Source organism: Pseudomonas fluorescens group sp. PF-69 (assembly GCF_054481235.1).
Genome location: NZ_JBTMNC010000001.1, coordinates 800,761 through 815,539, shown reverse-complemented (window position 1 = coordinate 815,539; position 14,779 = coordinate 800,761). Strand labels below are relative to the sequence as shown.

The window sequence follows — 14,779 nt, the reverse complement described above, 5'->3', positions numbered from 1 at the left end:
TTCATTTGCCAGAGGGTTGGCGCCCCCTCGAGGCCGTACAAGTGATCCGGCACAAAATCTGGAATAAAAGTCGTCAAAAAAATGACAAATTTTCTATGGTTTTGAAAGCAATGAGAAAAATAGACGGTCTATTGACAGTCATCGCCCGATCTCCCATCATCGGCGGCGTTTTGATGGCCTACCGCCATAAAAATGTCACTCGCGACTGGCAAGTTTCACGGGGCATCCGCGACTGTGATTGCGCGAGCTCAAACCGATGGCGGACTTCAAATCCATGTATCCGCTTGATTTTTCAGGAAGAACTTTCATGTTTGTGGAGCGAATACTCGTTACTGGCGGTGCTGGTTTCATCGGATCACACCTGGTGGAAGCGTTGCTGGCGAAAGGTTACAAAGTGCGTGTGCTGGATAACCTGTCCTCCGGCAAAGTCAGTAACTTGCCAATGGATAACGCCAACCTGAACCTGGTCGTCGGTGATGTCGCCGACAGCGCCGCGGTGAGTCAGGCCATGCGTGATTGCAGCGCGGTGGTTCACCTGGCCGCCGTGGCCTCCGTGCAAGCATCGGTGGACGATCCGGTCAGCACCCATCAAAGCAATTTTGTCGGCACGCTCAACGTCTGTGAAAACATGTTGAAGGCCGGGATCAAGCGTGTCGTGTTCGCCTCCAGCGCGGCCATCTATGGCAACAATGGCGAAGGTTCGGCGATTGATGAAAACACCGCCAAGTCGCCGCTCACGCCCTATGCCAGCGACAAACTGGCCAGCGAGTATTACCTGGATTTCTATCGCCGCGAACACGGCCTGGAGCCGGTGATCCTGAGGTTCTTCAACATTTTTGGCCCGCGCCAGGATCCGTCTTCGCCGTACTCCGGTGTGATCAGCATCTTCACCGAGCGGGCGATGAACCGGCAGCCGGTTTCGATTTTCGGTGACGGTGAGCAGACCCGCGACTTCGTCTACGTCCTGGACCTGGTGAGCATCCTGCTCCAGGCGGTGGAGGCGAGCGAACCGCAATCCGGTGCGGTGAACATCGGCTTGAGCCGCTCCACCAGCCTCAATGATTTGATCGCTGAACTGGGAGCGGCCACCGGCAACCCCTTGACGGTGAATTATCAGGCGCCACGTCAGGGCGATATTCGCCATTCGCGCGCCAACAATGCGCGCCTGCTCGAACGCTTCAATCTTCCGGAGCCGACGTCCATCGGCAATGGTCTAGCGCAACTTATCCGCAGTCTTTGATTCGGCCGGTTTTACTGCCCGATGTTCAAGCGGTAACGGTTCAGTCATTTCAAGAGTGAGTTATGGAAATCGTTTTTCGCAGGACGCGTGTCCGCTCGGTCGCCAAGCGACTGTTAGCCGCTCTGGCGTTGTGTGTAAGTGGACCTGCCGTGCAGGCTGCCGCATTGGTGCCACCCTCCAGCGTGACCTTTTGGTACGCCGACGAGCCGCCGATCTCCGAGCTGGCCCAGTTCGACTGGTCGGTGGTCGAGCCGGGGCATGTGTCGGCGGGGGACGTCAAAACCCTGCGCAAGTTGGGCAGCCAGCCGTTTGCCTATCTGTCCGTCGGTGAATTCAGTGGCAACAAGGCGGCCATCGACAAGGCTGGCCTGGGCAAGGCCGTCAGCCCGGTTCGCAACGGAGCCTGGGACAGCCAGGTCATGGACCTCGCCGCGCCGGCCTGGCGTGAGCATTTGTTCAGCCGCGCCAAGGCACTGCAAGCCGAAGGCTATGCCGGGCTGTTCCTCGACACGCTCGACAGCTTCCAGTTGATGCCGCAAGCGGAGCAAGAAGCGCAACGCCATGCCCTGGCCAGTTTCCTGCGGGAGCTGCACCAGCGTCAGCCGGACCTGAAGCTGTTTTTCAATCGCGGTTTTGAAGTGCTGGCAGAGCTCGATGGCGTGGCTGCCGCCGTGGCCGTCGAGTCCATCCATGCCGGTTGGGACGCGTCCGCCAAACGATATCGTCCGGTGCCCGAAGCCGACCGCCAGTGGCTGGAAACCCAGCTGCAACCCTTGCGCGCCAAAGGCATTGCGCTGGTGGCCATCGACTACTTGCCGCCAGAGCGCCGCGAGGAAGCGCGCAAGCTGGCCAAGCGTCTGCGTGAAGAAGGTTTCATTCCGTACATTGGCACCCCCGATCTGGATTCGATGGGCATCAGCAGCATCGAAGTCCAGCCTCGTCGCATCGCCTTGATTTACGACCCGCGCGAAGGCGATGTGATTCGCAACGCCGGGCACACACTGTTGGGCGGTCTGCTTGAATACCTGGGCTATCGGGTCGACTATCTGGCGGCTGACGAAACGCTGCCGGAGCACCGTTTCAGCGGTTTGTATGCGGGCATCATTACCTGGATGACCAGCGGTCCGCCGCAGGACAGTCCGGCATTCAATCGCTGGCTGGGCAAGCGTCTGGACGAACAGGTGCCGCTGGTGTTCTTCGCCGGTCTGCCGGTTGAAGACAAGCTGCTGCTCAAGCGCCTGGGCCTTGAACGCCGGGCACCTCCGGCCACTCAAGCGCTGACGATCACCTATCAGGACAAGTTGCTGCTCGGGGCGTTCGAAGCTCCGGTGCAGCCCCGATCCCGTGACCTGAGTGCGGTTTCTGTGCTGCCCAATGGTCCTAAAGCATCGTTGCTGCTGACTGGTGAAGGCGGCCAGACGTTTACCCCTGTCGCGGTAGCCAGTTGGGGCGGTCTGGCACTCGCGCCGTACATCCTGGAAACCAACAACGAGCGCAGCCGCTGGATTCTCGATCCGTTCGCGTTTCTCCAGGCCAGCCTGCGGCTGCCGGTGCAGCCACGGCCGGACACCACCACCGAAAACGGGCGGCGCATCGCCACCGTGCACATCGATGGCGACGGCTTTCCCTCGCGCGCCGAGGTGCGTGGCACGCCTTACGCGGGCAAACAAGTGTTGGATGACTTCATCCGGCCCAACCCGTTCCTGACCTCGGTATCGATCGTCGAGGGCGAGATTTCCCCGCGCGGAATGTTTCCGTTCCTGGCCCGCGAGCTGGAGCCCATCGCTCGCGAGTTGTTCGCCAACCCGAAAGTCGAAGTCGCGACGCACACCTTCAGCCATCCGTTTTTCATGCAGCCGGAAGTGGCGCAGAAACGCGAAGGCTTCAATCCGGAATATGGCTTGAAAATGGCCATTCCGAATTACGACAAACTGGATTTCCGCCGCGAGATTTTTGGTTCGCGTGACTACATCAATCAGCAACTGACGACCCCGGAAAAACCGGTGAAGCTGGTCTTCTGGCCGGGCGACGCCTTGCCGTCGGCGGCCACGATCAAACTGGCCTATGACGCGGGCCTGAAAAACGTCAACGGCGCCGAGACCATGCTGACCAGGGCCAACCCGTCGCTGACCGGTCTGAACCCGCTGTTGCGACCGACCTCGGGCGGTCTGCAGTACTACGCGCCGATCATCAACGAAAACCTCTACACCAATCTGTGGAAGGGACCGTATTACGGTTTTCGCGATGTGATTGACACCTTTGAGCTGACCGACAGCCCACGACGCCTGCGCGGCCTGCACCTCTATTACCACTTCTATTCGAGCACCAAGCAGGCCTCGATCAAAGCGATGAACGAGATCTACGGCTACATGCGCGAACAGCAGCCGATGTCGCTGTGGATGAGCGATTACCTTGATCGCCTGCACGGTCTGTATCAGGCCAGTCTGGCGCGCACCGCCGAGGGCGACTGGCAGATTCGCGGCATGGATGCGTTGCGCACCGTGCGCCTTGACCCGCAAATGGGCTGGCCGGATCTGCGGCGTTCCCAAGGTATTGCGGGGGTGCGTGATGTGCCCCAGGGACGCTACGTGCACTTGAGCAGTGACCGTGCATTGCTGGTGTTGCGCCCTGACCGGGATTCACGCCCGGCCCTTGAAGAAGCCAATTTGCCATTGCTGGACTGGCGTTACCTGGATGACCAACGCGTGAGTTTTTCGTTTGCCGGTCAAGTCGACCTGAGTTTCTCGGTGCGCTCGGCGAGCGCCTGCCGGGTCGAAGTGGATGGACAGCGTTTTACAGGCAAGGCGTCCGCCGGCCTGTGGACTTTTCAATTACCGATGAAGCAGGTGAGTAATGGTCAGCTCCTCTGCAACTAACGCCTCAGTCACTAAAGGCAGTCGCCTGCTCAATCCTTGGGCATTGGCGGTGGTGGCGGTCACCGTGGGTGGCCTGCTGTGGGCGACGTTCCAGCGCGAAGAAGTGTTCCAGCCCGATGGCCGTGAACCGGATGCCGTCTCGGCCAACTATGCCGAACTGCTGCTGACGGCCCACCCCGAAGACGATCGCCTGCGCCTGCAACTGATCGATCTGTTGATCCGTCTCGGCGATTACACCAAGGCCCGTCAGCATCTGGAGAACTGGCCCAAGCCGAACCTGGAATTGCAGGCCTATTACCGGCTTGAACTGGATGCGCTGGAAGCGGCCAAGGGCAGCGATCTGATCACGCAGCAGGCGTTGGTCGAACGCCTGAAAAGCTTCGATCATCACCTGTTGCCGCTGCCGCAATTGCAAAGCCTGGCCAAGCTCGCGTTGAACTTGCAGGCGCCAGCCTTTGCCGCCAGCATCTATGAAGAGATCGCCGCGCGTGATCCGCAGCAGCGAAGCGATGCCCTCAAGTCTGCCGCGCAGTGGTACCTGGCCGGCGAGCAACCGGGACGCGCCGCCGAAATTTACCTGGCGCTGAAAAAGGCCACCGAACAGGCGACCGAGCGCCGTGAATACGCGCAACTGGCGTTCAACAGCCTCCTGGCCTCCGGACAGGGCGACCAGGCCGTGCAGGTGCTCGCCGATGAAGTCGACCGGCTGACCAATCCACAAACCGATACGGCTTGGGTGCAGCAGGGCGTCGATGTGGCGATCGCGAGCAAACGCTTCGATCTGGCGCAACGCTTCCTGCAACAATGGCGCGTCTTGCAACCTGACGATCCGCAAATCCTGCAAAAGGATTTCAGCATGCGTCTGGCCCTCGGCGATTTGCCGGGCGCCTGGAAAAGCGGTCAGCAACTGCTGCTCGAACATCCCGAAGACCCGCAATTACTGGAGCAAATGGCTCAGCTCGGCGAGTGGAGCGGCGAAACCGAGACGGCCCTCGACTACTGGATTCGCCTGCTGAAATTGCGCGAAGACGCGCAAACCCGTGAGCACGCCTGGCGCCTGGCGAGCCAGCAGTTCGACTTCGACCGCTCGATTCCATTGCTCGCCGAGATCATGGAGCAACGGCCGCTGACCGACATCGAGCTGGACGCATTGATCTACGGCCACGAATCCCGGGGCACGCCGCAACAGGCTGAGGCCTGGCTGCACACTTATTTGCGCAAGTACCCCCGGCATCGTCTGGCCTGGACGCGTCTGCTGCAAAACCTGGAAAACACCGGGCAGTACGCGTCCAAGGCCAAGGTCTACAAGGACTACTCGAAACGCTTTGCCCTGACCTCCACCGAACGGGTCGATTGGGTCGATACCTACCTGAAGCTGTTTGATAACAAAGCCGCGTGGCAGGTGTTGCAGGTCGATAACCGCAATATCACCGATCCGAATTACTGGCGATCCCGTGCCGCGCTGGCCTGGGACCTGGAACTGGACGATGAACTGCAGGTGTCCCTGGAAAAAATGCTGGCGCTCAAGGGCTCGCTCAACAGCGGCGACGAGAGTCAATTGATCACCCTTTATCGCACCAGCAATCCCCGGCGCGCCTTGCAGTTGATGGTCGGCAGTTGGCAGCGCAGCCATGACCCGCAGCGCCTGGTCGAAGCGTTGCAGCAAGCCGAGGAACTGCAGGACTGGTCACAAGTGGAGGCGTTGCTCAAGGATGCCGAGCAATACCCGGCCGCTTACGGGCAGGCTCAAGTGTTGGCCGTGCGCGGCGCACTGGCCGTGCACAAAGACCAGCCCGAAGAGGCGCAGCGCCTGTATCAGGAAGGACTGGCGCGATTCCCCGAGGACAACCTGTTTCGCGAGCGCTTGATGTGGCTTTACGTCGATCAGGGCAATACGGCCGAACTCAAGCCGTTGCTGACCCAATGGAAAGCCCGGGCACGTGAAGACCGGATTTTGTGGCTACCGTTCGCCAGTGCCAGCCAGATGCTCGGTCGCGATAGCGAAGCGCTGGCCTGGTATCGGATGTACCTCAAGACCAGTCCGCAGGATTGGCTGGTGCAAGCGGCCTACGCCGATGCGCTGGAGAGCGCCGGCTATCAGGATGCGGCCCAGCGCCTGCGCCTGAAGTTGCTGCGCAGCCCCGAGGCGGACAATGTCCAGCCGTCGTCCGGGCGCTATGGCATCTGGTTGCGTTTGATGGCCAGCAGTTACTCGCCGAAAAAGGCCCAGCACGAAGTGCTGAAGTGGAAGGATGGCTCGCCGGCGATGCTGCAATTGTGGTTCGAACGCTTGCTGGCGCGTCTGGATGCGACCAACCAGGACTCGCAAAAGGACCAATGGCTGGATTGGGCGCGCGGTCAGGGCTTGAAGGTCGAGCGTTATGAGCAGATCCAGCAAGCTCTGCGTAGCCGTAACAAGGAACAGGTCGAAACGCTGTTGGCCAGCAGCGATCTGAACCCGGCGCAACGCGCGCAGGCCCTCAGTCGTCTGGGCCGGCTGAACGAAGCCCTCGACACCAGCCTGACGGCGCTCGGCGACGAGCAGCCGCAAGCGGTGCGCGAACAACTGCGTCGTCAGGCCGTGGAAATCCACGAACGCACGCCGCAAGGTGCGCAGTTGTCGTGGCATGACCAGGATTTCGGCGGCCTCGCGTTCAAGGCGCCGCGCCTGGAAATTGCGCACAACCTGGGTGATCAGTGGTACGCCGATCTTGAGCTGGAACAGGGCGACTACAGTGGCGACGAGATCGAGTCATCGAAAATCGGCGAAGAGCGTAACGCTGCGCTGACCTTGCAACGTTCGGTGGAAAACGGCAGCTACAAACTGTTCGCCGACACCAGCCAGCGCAAGGACGACGACCGCAATGGCCTGGGCCTTTCCCGGACCTGGCAGTTGGGCGTGAGCGATGAACTGGAGACCGGCGTCGACTGGCATCGCAAGAGCGAAGACAGCGGCCTGATGCGCGCTTTCGGTCAGCAGGACCGGGTGTTCCTCGGGGGGCGTCACAGCCTGACCGCTCGCGATCAGTTCAGTTGGGAGGTCGCACAGCGGTCGTTTTCCACCCGTGCCGGTGACGACCTCGGCAATGGTCACGCGCTGAAAATGGAGCTCAACCACACGCTGGAATTCGCCGGTCCCAACTGGACCGTGCGCAGCGGTGTCGACTATCAGAAAAACCAGGTCAAGGATAAGTCGCTGGATTACCTGTCCAGTAACTTTGGTGGCCCGGTCATCAGAGCAGCACCTGTGCAGACGTTCGACCCGGAGACTGGATTGCCTGATCCGATCAATCCACTGGACATCGAAACCGTCACTGCCAGCGACCTGCTGCAAAGCCGCTACGGCCAACTGTATTTCGGCAGTTCCTGGCGTCGTGGTCTGCCCGGCGCACTGGTACGGACCAAGCCGCAATACACCTGGCTGGTGGACCTGACGGCGGGCTGGCAATGGACGGATCAAACCTTCAACTACGGCATCAACACCGGGATTGGCGTTGAAGTGCTGGGTGACGACGAACTGGCCCTGACCTTCGGCTACCAATCCGCGCCACAGGGCGGGGATGGCAAGTCAGGCGGAACACTGGGTGTGAGCTACGGCGTGCGTTTCGGACGCTGATCATGGAATTTTCTACGGGAGAAAAACGTATGCAAGCAATTCGTAATCTGGGCCTGGCGCTGGCGGTCCTGTTCGTCGCTGGTTGCGCGAGCTTCACCGGCGACGCCAGCCCGAGCCTGCCGCGCACTGCGCAGTGGGGCATCCTGCCGATGGTCAACTATTCGCAGACGCCGCAGGCCGGTGAGCGCAGCGAGCAAATCCTGCTCAGCGTGCTCAGCAGCCATGGTCTGCAACCACGGGTCTACCCGGCCAGCACCCAGGGCGAACAAGCGTTGATGGATGACAACGAGCGTCTGGCCGGTGCGCTGGATTGGGCGCGTGAGCAGAAACTCGATTATGTGGTCACCGGCAGCGTTGAAGAGTGGCAGTACAAGAACGGCCTGGACGGCGAACCGGCGGTGGGCATCAGCCTGCGCGTGCTCGATGCGGACAGCGGTCGGGTGCTCTGGAGCAAAAGTGGCGCACGTGCCGGCTGGTCCCGTGAAAGCCTCGCGGGCACTGCGCAAAAAGTGCTCGATACGCTTGTTGGCGCCCTTCGGTTCGAGTGATCGCAATGAATTCTCCACACATGGATTACAGCCTGGCGCCTCGCGCCAGCGGCCCGGTGTCTTGGCTGGAAACGTTCCTGGTGACCGGCCTGGCGATCGGCCTCGGCTTGTGGCTGACGCCGCAAGACCCGATGCAAATGCACGGTGGGTTCCCCTGGCCGATCCTGGCGCCGCTGCTGTTGGGTGTGCGTTACGGATTTGTCCGCGGTTTGCTCAGCGCCGTGTTGTTGGTCATGGCGGTGTTCGCGCTGCGCTACAGCGGCCACGCCGGTTATGCAGAGCTTGAGCCGTCCTGGATTGTTGGCGTGCTGGTCTGCGGGATGTTGGTGGGCGAGGTGCGCGATCTGTGGGAACGCCGACTGGAGCGTCTGCAGATGGCCAACGATTATCGTCAATATCGACTCGATGAATTCACTCGCGCGCATCAGATTCTGCGGGTCTCCCACGATCTGCTGGAACAGCGTGTGGCGGGCAGTGACCAAAGCTTGCGCAGCTCGTTGCTGGGCCTGCGCGAAAAACTGCGGGTGATGCCGGAGGAAGGCGATGCGCTGGGTGCATTGGCCGACCCGATCGTGGCGGTGCTGGGGCAATACGGTGCGCTGCGGGTAGCCGGTTTGTATCGCGTGGACGATCACGCCGGCCACCTGTTGCCCAAGCCGTTGGCGACCATCGGGGTCATGGGGGATCTGGACACCGAAGACGGGCTGGTCAAGCTGTGCCTGGAGCGCGGCGAGCTGGTGAGCGTGCGCCAGGAACTGATCGATGCCGGCGGTTCGGCGCAATTCTCGTCATTGCAGGCGTGTATTCCGTTAATCGATGCCGAGGGCCGTTTGTTGGCGGTGCTGGCTGTACGGCACATGCCGTTCTTCGCTTTCCAGGATCGCACCCTGAGCCTGTTGGCGCTGCTGGCCGGGCATATCGCCGACCTGTTGCTGCGCGACACGCAGGTGCTGCAATTGGTCAATGCCGATGCGCAGCACTTCACACTGCAACTCAAGCGTTCGCTGGCGGACGTCGAGCAGCACAAGTTGTCGGCCGGCCTGTTCGCCTTTGAAATGACCCGGGCCAACGAAGAGCTGACACGCTTGCTGGAACGCAGTCAGCGCGGTCTGGATTTGCACCTGCCGCTGCGCAACAACCGCGACCATCAGCTGCTGCTGGTGCTTTTGCCGTTGACCAGCCCGCAGGGCACCGAAGGTTATCTGTCACGCATCAACCTGCTGATACACGAACACTTTGGCATTGAGAGTGACATGGACAGCCTCGGCGTACGGGTCATGCCTTTCAACCTGGAGCCTGGTGAACACAACGGGCTGCGTAACTTCCTGTTCAACGAGTGTGGTCTGAATGATCAGCAAGTGGCTGTTTAGCGGAGCCTTGTTGTTAGAGGCAGGCAGTTGGACCAGTCTGTGGGTGGACGTGCCCGAGGTGCAGCAACTGCTGGTGTTCACCCTCACTCATGGCCTGGCCTGCGTGATGCTGTGCGCGGCGGTGTGGCTGCTGTTGCCGGCGCGGTATCGTTCGCCGCTGCCTTGGAGCCCGCTGTTCATTTTCAGCATGGCGTTCTTTGTCCCTGTGCTCGGCACGGTGGGCGTGGTTGCAGCGATTTTTCCGGCGCTGTACCTGCCACGCAAACGCGACAAGCAAGCCTGGCAAGCGGTCGGCATTCCGAGCCTGCCATATCGGGCGCAACAGCAACTGCATAAACCGATTTTTGCCGACGGCGGTTTGCAGGACGTGCTGCGCCATGCGCCCGACCCCGATCAGCGTCTGGCCGCTCTATTGGCGACGCGACGCATGCGCGGCAAGGAAGCGGTACCGATCCTCAAACTGGCACTGGGCGACCCGAGCGATGATGTGCGCTTGCTGGCGTATTCGATGCTGGACAAACAGGAAAGCGATATCAATTTGCATATCCAGATCGCCCTTGGCCAACTGAACGGCGCAAAGGGCAAAGCCGCCGGCGTGCTGCATGGCACGCTGGCGCGCTGGTACTGGGAGCTGGCGTACCTGGGGCTGGCGCAAGGCAGCGTACTCGAGCACGTGCTCAATCAGGCCAGCGAGCATGCCGAGCAGGGCCTGGAAGCGGGTGAGGGCGGTGAATTGTTTCTGCTGGCCGGACGCATTGCCCTGGAGCGTGGTGATATCGCGCGTGCCGAAGTGTTGCTCCAGGAAGCCCAGGACAACGGTATGGGTGCGGCGCAGATTCTGCCTTTCCAGGCCGAGCTGGCGTTCGAGGCGGGTCGTTATCGCGAGATTCCCGGGTTGCTGGCGAGCCTCCCCGAGAAAACCCGTCAGCGACCCCCCTTCGCTGACCTGGTGAGGAGCTGGACATGAGTCACAAGCAAGAGGCACCGATGGCCGACATCTGCCTGCTGCTCGAAGGCACTTGGCCTTATGTGCGCGGCGGCGTGTCGAGCTGGATTCACCAGATGATCCTCGGTCTGCCGGAACTGACGTTTTCGGTGATGTTCATTGGCGGACAGCGTTCGGCGTATTCGCAGCGACGTTATCAAGTGCCGGCGAATGTACTGCACATCGAAGAAGTCTTTCTCGAAGACGCCACTCATCCGACCGACACCCGAGGCACGCCACGGGACGCCGATCTGCAACAGTTGCAGGATTTGTATCGCTTCCTGCATCACCCGGACGCGCCGGAGCCCGAACTGGGTGAGCGCTTGCTCGACAACATCGCCCAGGGCCGTCTGACCCTCGACGATGTGCTGCGCAGCCGCGCCAGTTGGGAGGCGTTGAGCGAAGGTTATCGCCTGCATTGCGCCGACCCGTCCTTCATCAACTATTTCTGGACCCTGCGCTCGATGCAGTCGCCTTTGCTGATGCTCGCCGAGGCGTCGCGCAAGATGCCCCGGGCGCGGGTGCTGCATTCGATTTCCACCGGTTACGCCGGGCTGTTGGGCTGCATTCTCAAGCAACGCTGGAACTGTTCCTACCTGCTCAGCGAGCACGGGATCTATACCAAGGAGCGCAAGATCGATCTGGCCCAGGCCAGCTGGATCGCCGAGAGTTCCGGCCAGGCGCTGAACCGCAGCCTCGATGCCGGCTCGGGTTACATCCGTACCTTATGGGTGCGTTTCTTCGAGCGCATCGGGCAACTGACCTACAACAGCGCCGACAGCATCATTTCGCTGTATGACGGTAACCGACAGCGGCAAATCAAGGACGGCGCCGATCCGGTCCGCACCCGGGTCATTCCCAACGGTATTGACCTGCCGCAATGGACCGCCGCCCTCGAATCCCGAGCTCCCGGCATCGCGCCGGTAGTGGGTTTGATCGGGCGTGTGGTGCCGATCAAAGACGTCAAGACCTTCCTGCGGGCGATGCGCGGGGTGATCAGTGCCATGCCCCAGGCCGAAGGCTGGATCGTCGGTCCGGAAGAGGAAGACCCGGAATATGTCAGCGAATGCCGCAGCCTGATGGCCAGTCTCGGGTTGGAAGGCAAGGTGCGCTTCCTGGGCTTCCAGCGCATCCAGGACATCCTGCCGCAACTGGGCTTGATGGTGCTGACCTCGATCAGCGAAGCGCAACCGCTGGTGATTCTCGAAGCCTGGGCCGCCGGTACGCCGGTCGTCAGCAGCGACGTGGGCTCCTGCCGCGAGCTGATCGAAGGCGGCAGCGTCGAGGACCGCGACCTCGGCCTGGCCGGCAAAGTGGTTGCGATTGCCGACCCGCAAGCCACCAGCGTGGCGATCCTCGAACTGCTGCGCAGCCCGCAACGCTGGGAAGCTGCACAGGCCAGCGGCTTGCTGCGGGTCAATCGCTACTACACCGAAGCCTTGATGCTGCAGCGTTATCGCGACTTGTATCAAGCCGCCATGGAGAACAGTTAAATGGCCGGGATTGGCTTCGAACTACGCAAGATCCTGTCGCGCGATTCCTACACCGCGACTTTGCACGCTTACGTCTACGCCGGACTGATCAGCTCCGGGCCCTGGGTGCTGTCGATCATCAGCGTGATGCTGGTGGGCATCATCAGCCTGGGCCTGTTGCTGCCGAATGTGCTGGTCGGGCAGTTTCTGGTGACGGTGACGTACCTGATGGCCAGCTCGCTGATTCTCACGGGCGGTCTGCAACTGTTCTTCACCCGATTCGTTTCCGACCGGTTGTTCGAGCACAAGTACGAGCAGATTCTGCCCAACCTGCTGGGCGTGCTGTTGCTGGTGACCGTCGGTGCCGGGGTGTTGGGAATCGTGGTGCTGAGCCTGTTGTTCGACCAGCCGCTGATCTACCGGTTGCTGGTGCTGTCGAACTTCGTGGTGTTGTGCAACTTGTGGCTGGTGATCATCTTTCTTTCAGGGATGAAGGCCTACAACCGCATCCTGCTGGTGATGCTGGTGGGTTACACGCTGATGGTCGCCAGTGCCTACCTGCTGAGCTTCCTGCAGATGCCGGGCTTGTTGCTGGCGTTGCTGATCGGGCACAGCACGCTGCTGTTTCTGTTTCTCTACGACATCTTGCGTGAGTACCGCGCGGAGAAGCTGATCGCCTTCGACTTCCTGCAACGCCGCCAGGTGTTTCTCAGCCTGCTGGCGACCGGGTTCTTCTACAACTTCGGTATCTGGATCGACAAATTCCTGTTCTGGTTCAACCCCGGTACCTCGAACCTCGTCGTCGGCCCCCTGCGTGCGTCGATCCTGTATGACTTGCCGATCTTCCTCGCGTACCTGGCGATCATTCCCGGAATGGCGGTCTTCCTGGTGCGCATCGAAACCGATTTTGCCGAGTGGTACGACCGCCTGTTCCGGGCCATCCGCGAAGGCGAAACCCTGCAACACATCGGTTCGCTGAAAACCGAAATGACCTTGTCGATCCGCCAGGGCCTGCTGGAAATCTGCAAGGTACAGGGATTGACGGTGGTGCTGCTGTTCCTGTTCGCTCCGCGCTTGCTGGATTGGCTGGGCATTTCCAGTTACTACCTGCCGCTGTTCTACATCGACCTGATCGGTGTGAGTATCCAGGTGGTGTTCATGGCGCTGCTCAACGTGTTTTTCTACCTCGACAAACGCGCCGTGGTGCTGGAACTGTGCGTGATTTTCGCGGTGCTGAACGCCGGGTTGACCCTGCTCAGCATGCACCTGGGGCCGAGCTTCTTCGGTTATGGCTTTACCCTGTCATTGCTGGTTTGCGTGTTGCTGGGGTTGCACCGGTTGTCCACGGCACTGGAAGACCTCGAGTACGACACCTTTATGCTGTCGCGCTGAAATACTTTCGAGGCGCTGAAAAGGCACTGGCGATCATCGTCAGTGCCTTTTTTGTTGGGCGTGGTTGCATCCGATGACAGGCCTTGTGAGCCACGATACCGACGCAAGACGACTTGCTCCGGCCACTCCTTGATCCCGAGCGCTGCAAGTTCGTTAAAGCCGCCTGCCGCCTCTACACCCTGTCGATGCCAGTCGATACCTCCGACCTCGTTTCGATCCACGCCATCGTTCGTTAACTCGTGCGCCCCGATCAGGTGGTACTTCGCATCAACAGCAGTCTGGACGTTGTAGCCGACCATTCCCGTTCCGCGCGGCTTCACCGAGCGAGCATCAGGATCGGTTAACGAGATCTGTTTATCCGGCGTTTCCCGAGCACCACTGTAGATGAACCATTCAACGACAGCAGAGCAGATGCAGGTGGGCGCAATGGCATTGGTGTAAACGCAGGCGAATGAATCACCTGGCGTCGGCCAAGCGTCGTATGACCCCAAACATGGAGATCTCGCTGCCCACCCCGCCGAAGAAGATGCCTGAGTCATGTCACCTTGGTCCTAACCCGGTGTCGCCTGGAGCCGCGCGCCGATCTGGCTGTGCAGGCAACCTAGTCGTAACTGACAGGGGCCAATGGCAACTGGATAACAATAAAAAACGTGGCTCGACCAAGCCACCTGCATGTGAGGCAGACATGATCTCATTAGAAACCTTTTTATCCTTGTATCGGCTTGACGGTACCTACTGGGCCGTCGCTGATCTGCGAGTCGATCAGGCCTTAGACAGTCTGTTTTGCAAGGACGCGGTTTTGCATGTCGGCAAAATCGAGCTATCAGGCGCGCAAGCCATTTCCCGGTTTTTCCACGACCGAAAGATCCAGCATGACCTGACCAGGCGTGTTACCCGGCATTTTTCCAGCGGCTTCGACGCCGTACAGGTTGCTGAAGATGTGGCTAAGGCTCGATCCGTAGTGCAGGTATTCGCCGGCACCGGGGATTGGCCCGTGCCATCGGCCGTCCCTTCTACGATCGCTGATGTGGAAGATGTGTTTGTCCGCAATGGGGGCCAGTGGAAATTTCAGCGTCGCAGTATCACGCCGGTATTCATCGGCGAGTCGGCAGCCAGTTTCGCGCGTTGAGTCGTTCAGGTAGAGCGCGCGAGTGAACAACACAAATCCAATAATTCATGTGAACAGAAGAGTTCCTCTGGAGATTTACTATGAGCCTGTCGAATGCACTTCCTTCGGCTGAATCCCCCCAACGTCCCGCTCTGTACTCCACCGCCCAAGC

9 protein-coding genes and 1 pseudogene are annotated in these 14,779 nt (G+C 60.5%); 9 read left to right on the top strand and 1 reads right to left on the bottom strand.

The window, feature by feature from the left end:
• The first annotated feature begins 307 nt into the window (after positions 1-307).
• The 8 genes from ACX3YF_RS03730 (at position 308) to pelG (ending at position 13,499) form a co-directional block, all read left to right on the top strand.
• The gene (locus ACX3YF_RS03730) at positions 308-1,240 is read left to right on the top strand and encodes an SDR family NAD(P)-dependent oxidoreductase (protein WP_103404048.1); all 933 of its coding nucleotides are present in this window, start codon (positions 308-310) and stop codon (positions 1,238-1,240) included.
• Positions 1,241-1,302: 62 nt separating this feature from the next.
• On the top strand, positions 1,303-4,116 hold the full coding sequence (locus tag ACX3YF_RS03725; RefSeq protein WP_458973424.1) for an endo alpha-1,4 polygalactosaminidase: 2,814 nt from the start codon (positions 1,303-1,305) through the stop codon (positions 4,114-4,116).
• A complete protein-coding gene (locus ACX3YF_RS03720) occupies positions 4,094-7,732 on the top strand; it encodes a tetratricopeptide repeat protein (RefSeq protein ID WP_130203842.1) in 3,639 nt (1,212 codons plus the stop codon). Before ACX3YF_RS03725 ends, ACX3YF_RS03720 begins: the two co-directional genes overlap by 23 nt.
• 29 nt (positions 7,733-7,761) lie before the next feature.
• Positions 7,762-8,280, top strand: coding sequence for a penicillin-binding protein activator LpoB (locus ACX3YF_RS03715; protein ID WP_130203843.1), 519 nt, complete (start codon positions 7,762-7,764; stop codon positions 8,278-8,280).
• A gap of 5 nt (positions 8,281-8,285) precedes the next feature.
• Complete coding sequence (locus tag ACX3YF_RS03710; RefSeq protein WP_223272606.1) at positions 8,286-9,650, top strand: PelD GGDEF domain-containing protein; 1,365 nt, start codon at positions 8,286-8,288, stop codon at positions 9,648-9,650.
• Positions 9,628-10,617, top strand: a complete 990-nt coding sequence (locus ACX3YF_RS03705) for a HEAT repeat domain-containing protein (protein ID WP_090467081.1) — start codon at positions 9,628-9,630, stop codon at positions 10,615-10,617. Before ACX3YF_RS03710 ends, ACX3YF_RS03705 begins: the two co-directional genes overlap by 23 nt.
• Positions 10,614-12,128 carry a GT4 family glycosyltransferase PelF gene (pelF, locus tag ACX3YF_RS03700; RefSeq protein WP_130203844.1) on the top strand — a complete coding sequence of 505 codons (1,515 nt, stop codon included), beginning with the start codon at positions 10,614-10,616 and terminating at the stop codon, positions 12,126-12,128. The genes ACX3YF_RS03705 and pelF overlap by 4 nt, the downstream gene beginning before the upstream one ends.
• Entirely contained in the window at positions 12,129-13,499 is a 1,371-nt protein-coding gene (gene pelG / locus ACX3YF_RS03695; RefSeq protein ID WP_130203845.1) for an exopolysaccharide Pel transporter PelG, read from the top strand.
• Positions 13,500-13,693: 194 nt separating this feature from the next.
• On the opposite strand, the pseudogene ACX3YF_RS03690 reads toward pelG, so the two are convergent.
• Positions 13,694-13,867, bottom strand: a pseudogene (locus tag ACX3YF_RS03690) (IS5/IS1182 family transposase); the annotation flags it as partial.
• A 317-nt stretch (positions 13,868-14,184) separates the two neighbouring features.
• On the opposite strand from ACX3YF_RS03690, the gene ACX3YF_RS03685 reads away from it, so the two are divergent.
• On the top strand, positions 14,185-14,628 hold the full coding sequence (locus tag ACX3YF_RS03685) for a nuclear transport factor 2 family protein (protein WP_458946199.1): 444 nt from the start codon (positions 14,185-14,187) through the stop codon (positions 14,626-14,628).
• The last annotated feature ends 151 nt before the right edge of the window (positions 14,629-14,779 follow it).

Bases quoted from the DNA above. Each gene is read 5' to 3' on its own strand.
- pelG (WP_130203845.1), top strand. From the start codon at position 12,129: ATGGCCGGGATTGGCTTCGAACTACGCAAGATCCTGTCGCGCGATTCC.
- ACX3YF_RS03725 (WP_458973424.1), top strand. From the start codon at position 1,303: ATGGAAATCGTTTTTCGCAGGACGCGTGTCCGCTCGGTCGCCAAGCGA.
- ACX3YF_RS03685 (WP_458946199.1), top strand. From the start codon at position 14,185: ATGATCTCATTAGAAACCTTTTTATCCTTGTATCGGCTTGACGGTACC.
- ACX3YF_RS03705 (WP_090467081.1), top strand. From the start codon at position 9,628: ATGATCAGCAAGTGGCTGTTTAGCGGAGCCTTGTTGTTAGAGGCAGGC.
- ACX3YF_RS03720 (WP_130203842.1), top strand. From the start codon at position 4,094: ATGGTCAGCTCCTCTGCAACTAACGCCTCAGTCACTAAAGGCAGTCGC.
- ACX3YF_RS03710 (WP_223272606.1), top strand. From the start codon at position 8,286: ATGAATTCTCCACACATGGATTACAGCCTGGCGCCTCGCGCCAGCGGC.
- pelF (WP_130203844.1), top strand. From the start codon at position 10,614: ATGAGTCACAAGCAAGAGGCACCGATGGCCGACATCTGCCTGCTGCTC.
- ACX3YF_RS03730 (WP_103404048.1), top strand. From the start codon at position 308: ATGTTTGTGGAGCGAATACTCGTTACTGGCGGTGCTGGTTTCATCGGA.
- ACX3YF_RS03715 (WP_130203843.1), top strand. From the start codon at position 7,762: ATGCAAGCAATTCGTAATCTGGGCCTGGCGCTGGCGGTCCTGTTCGTC.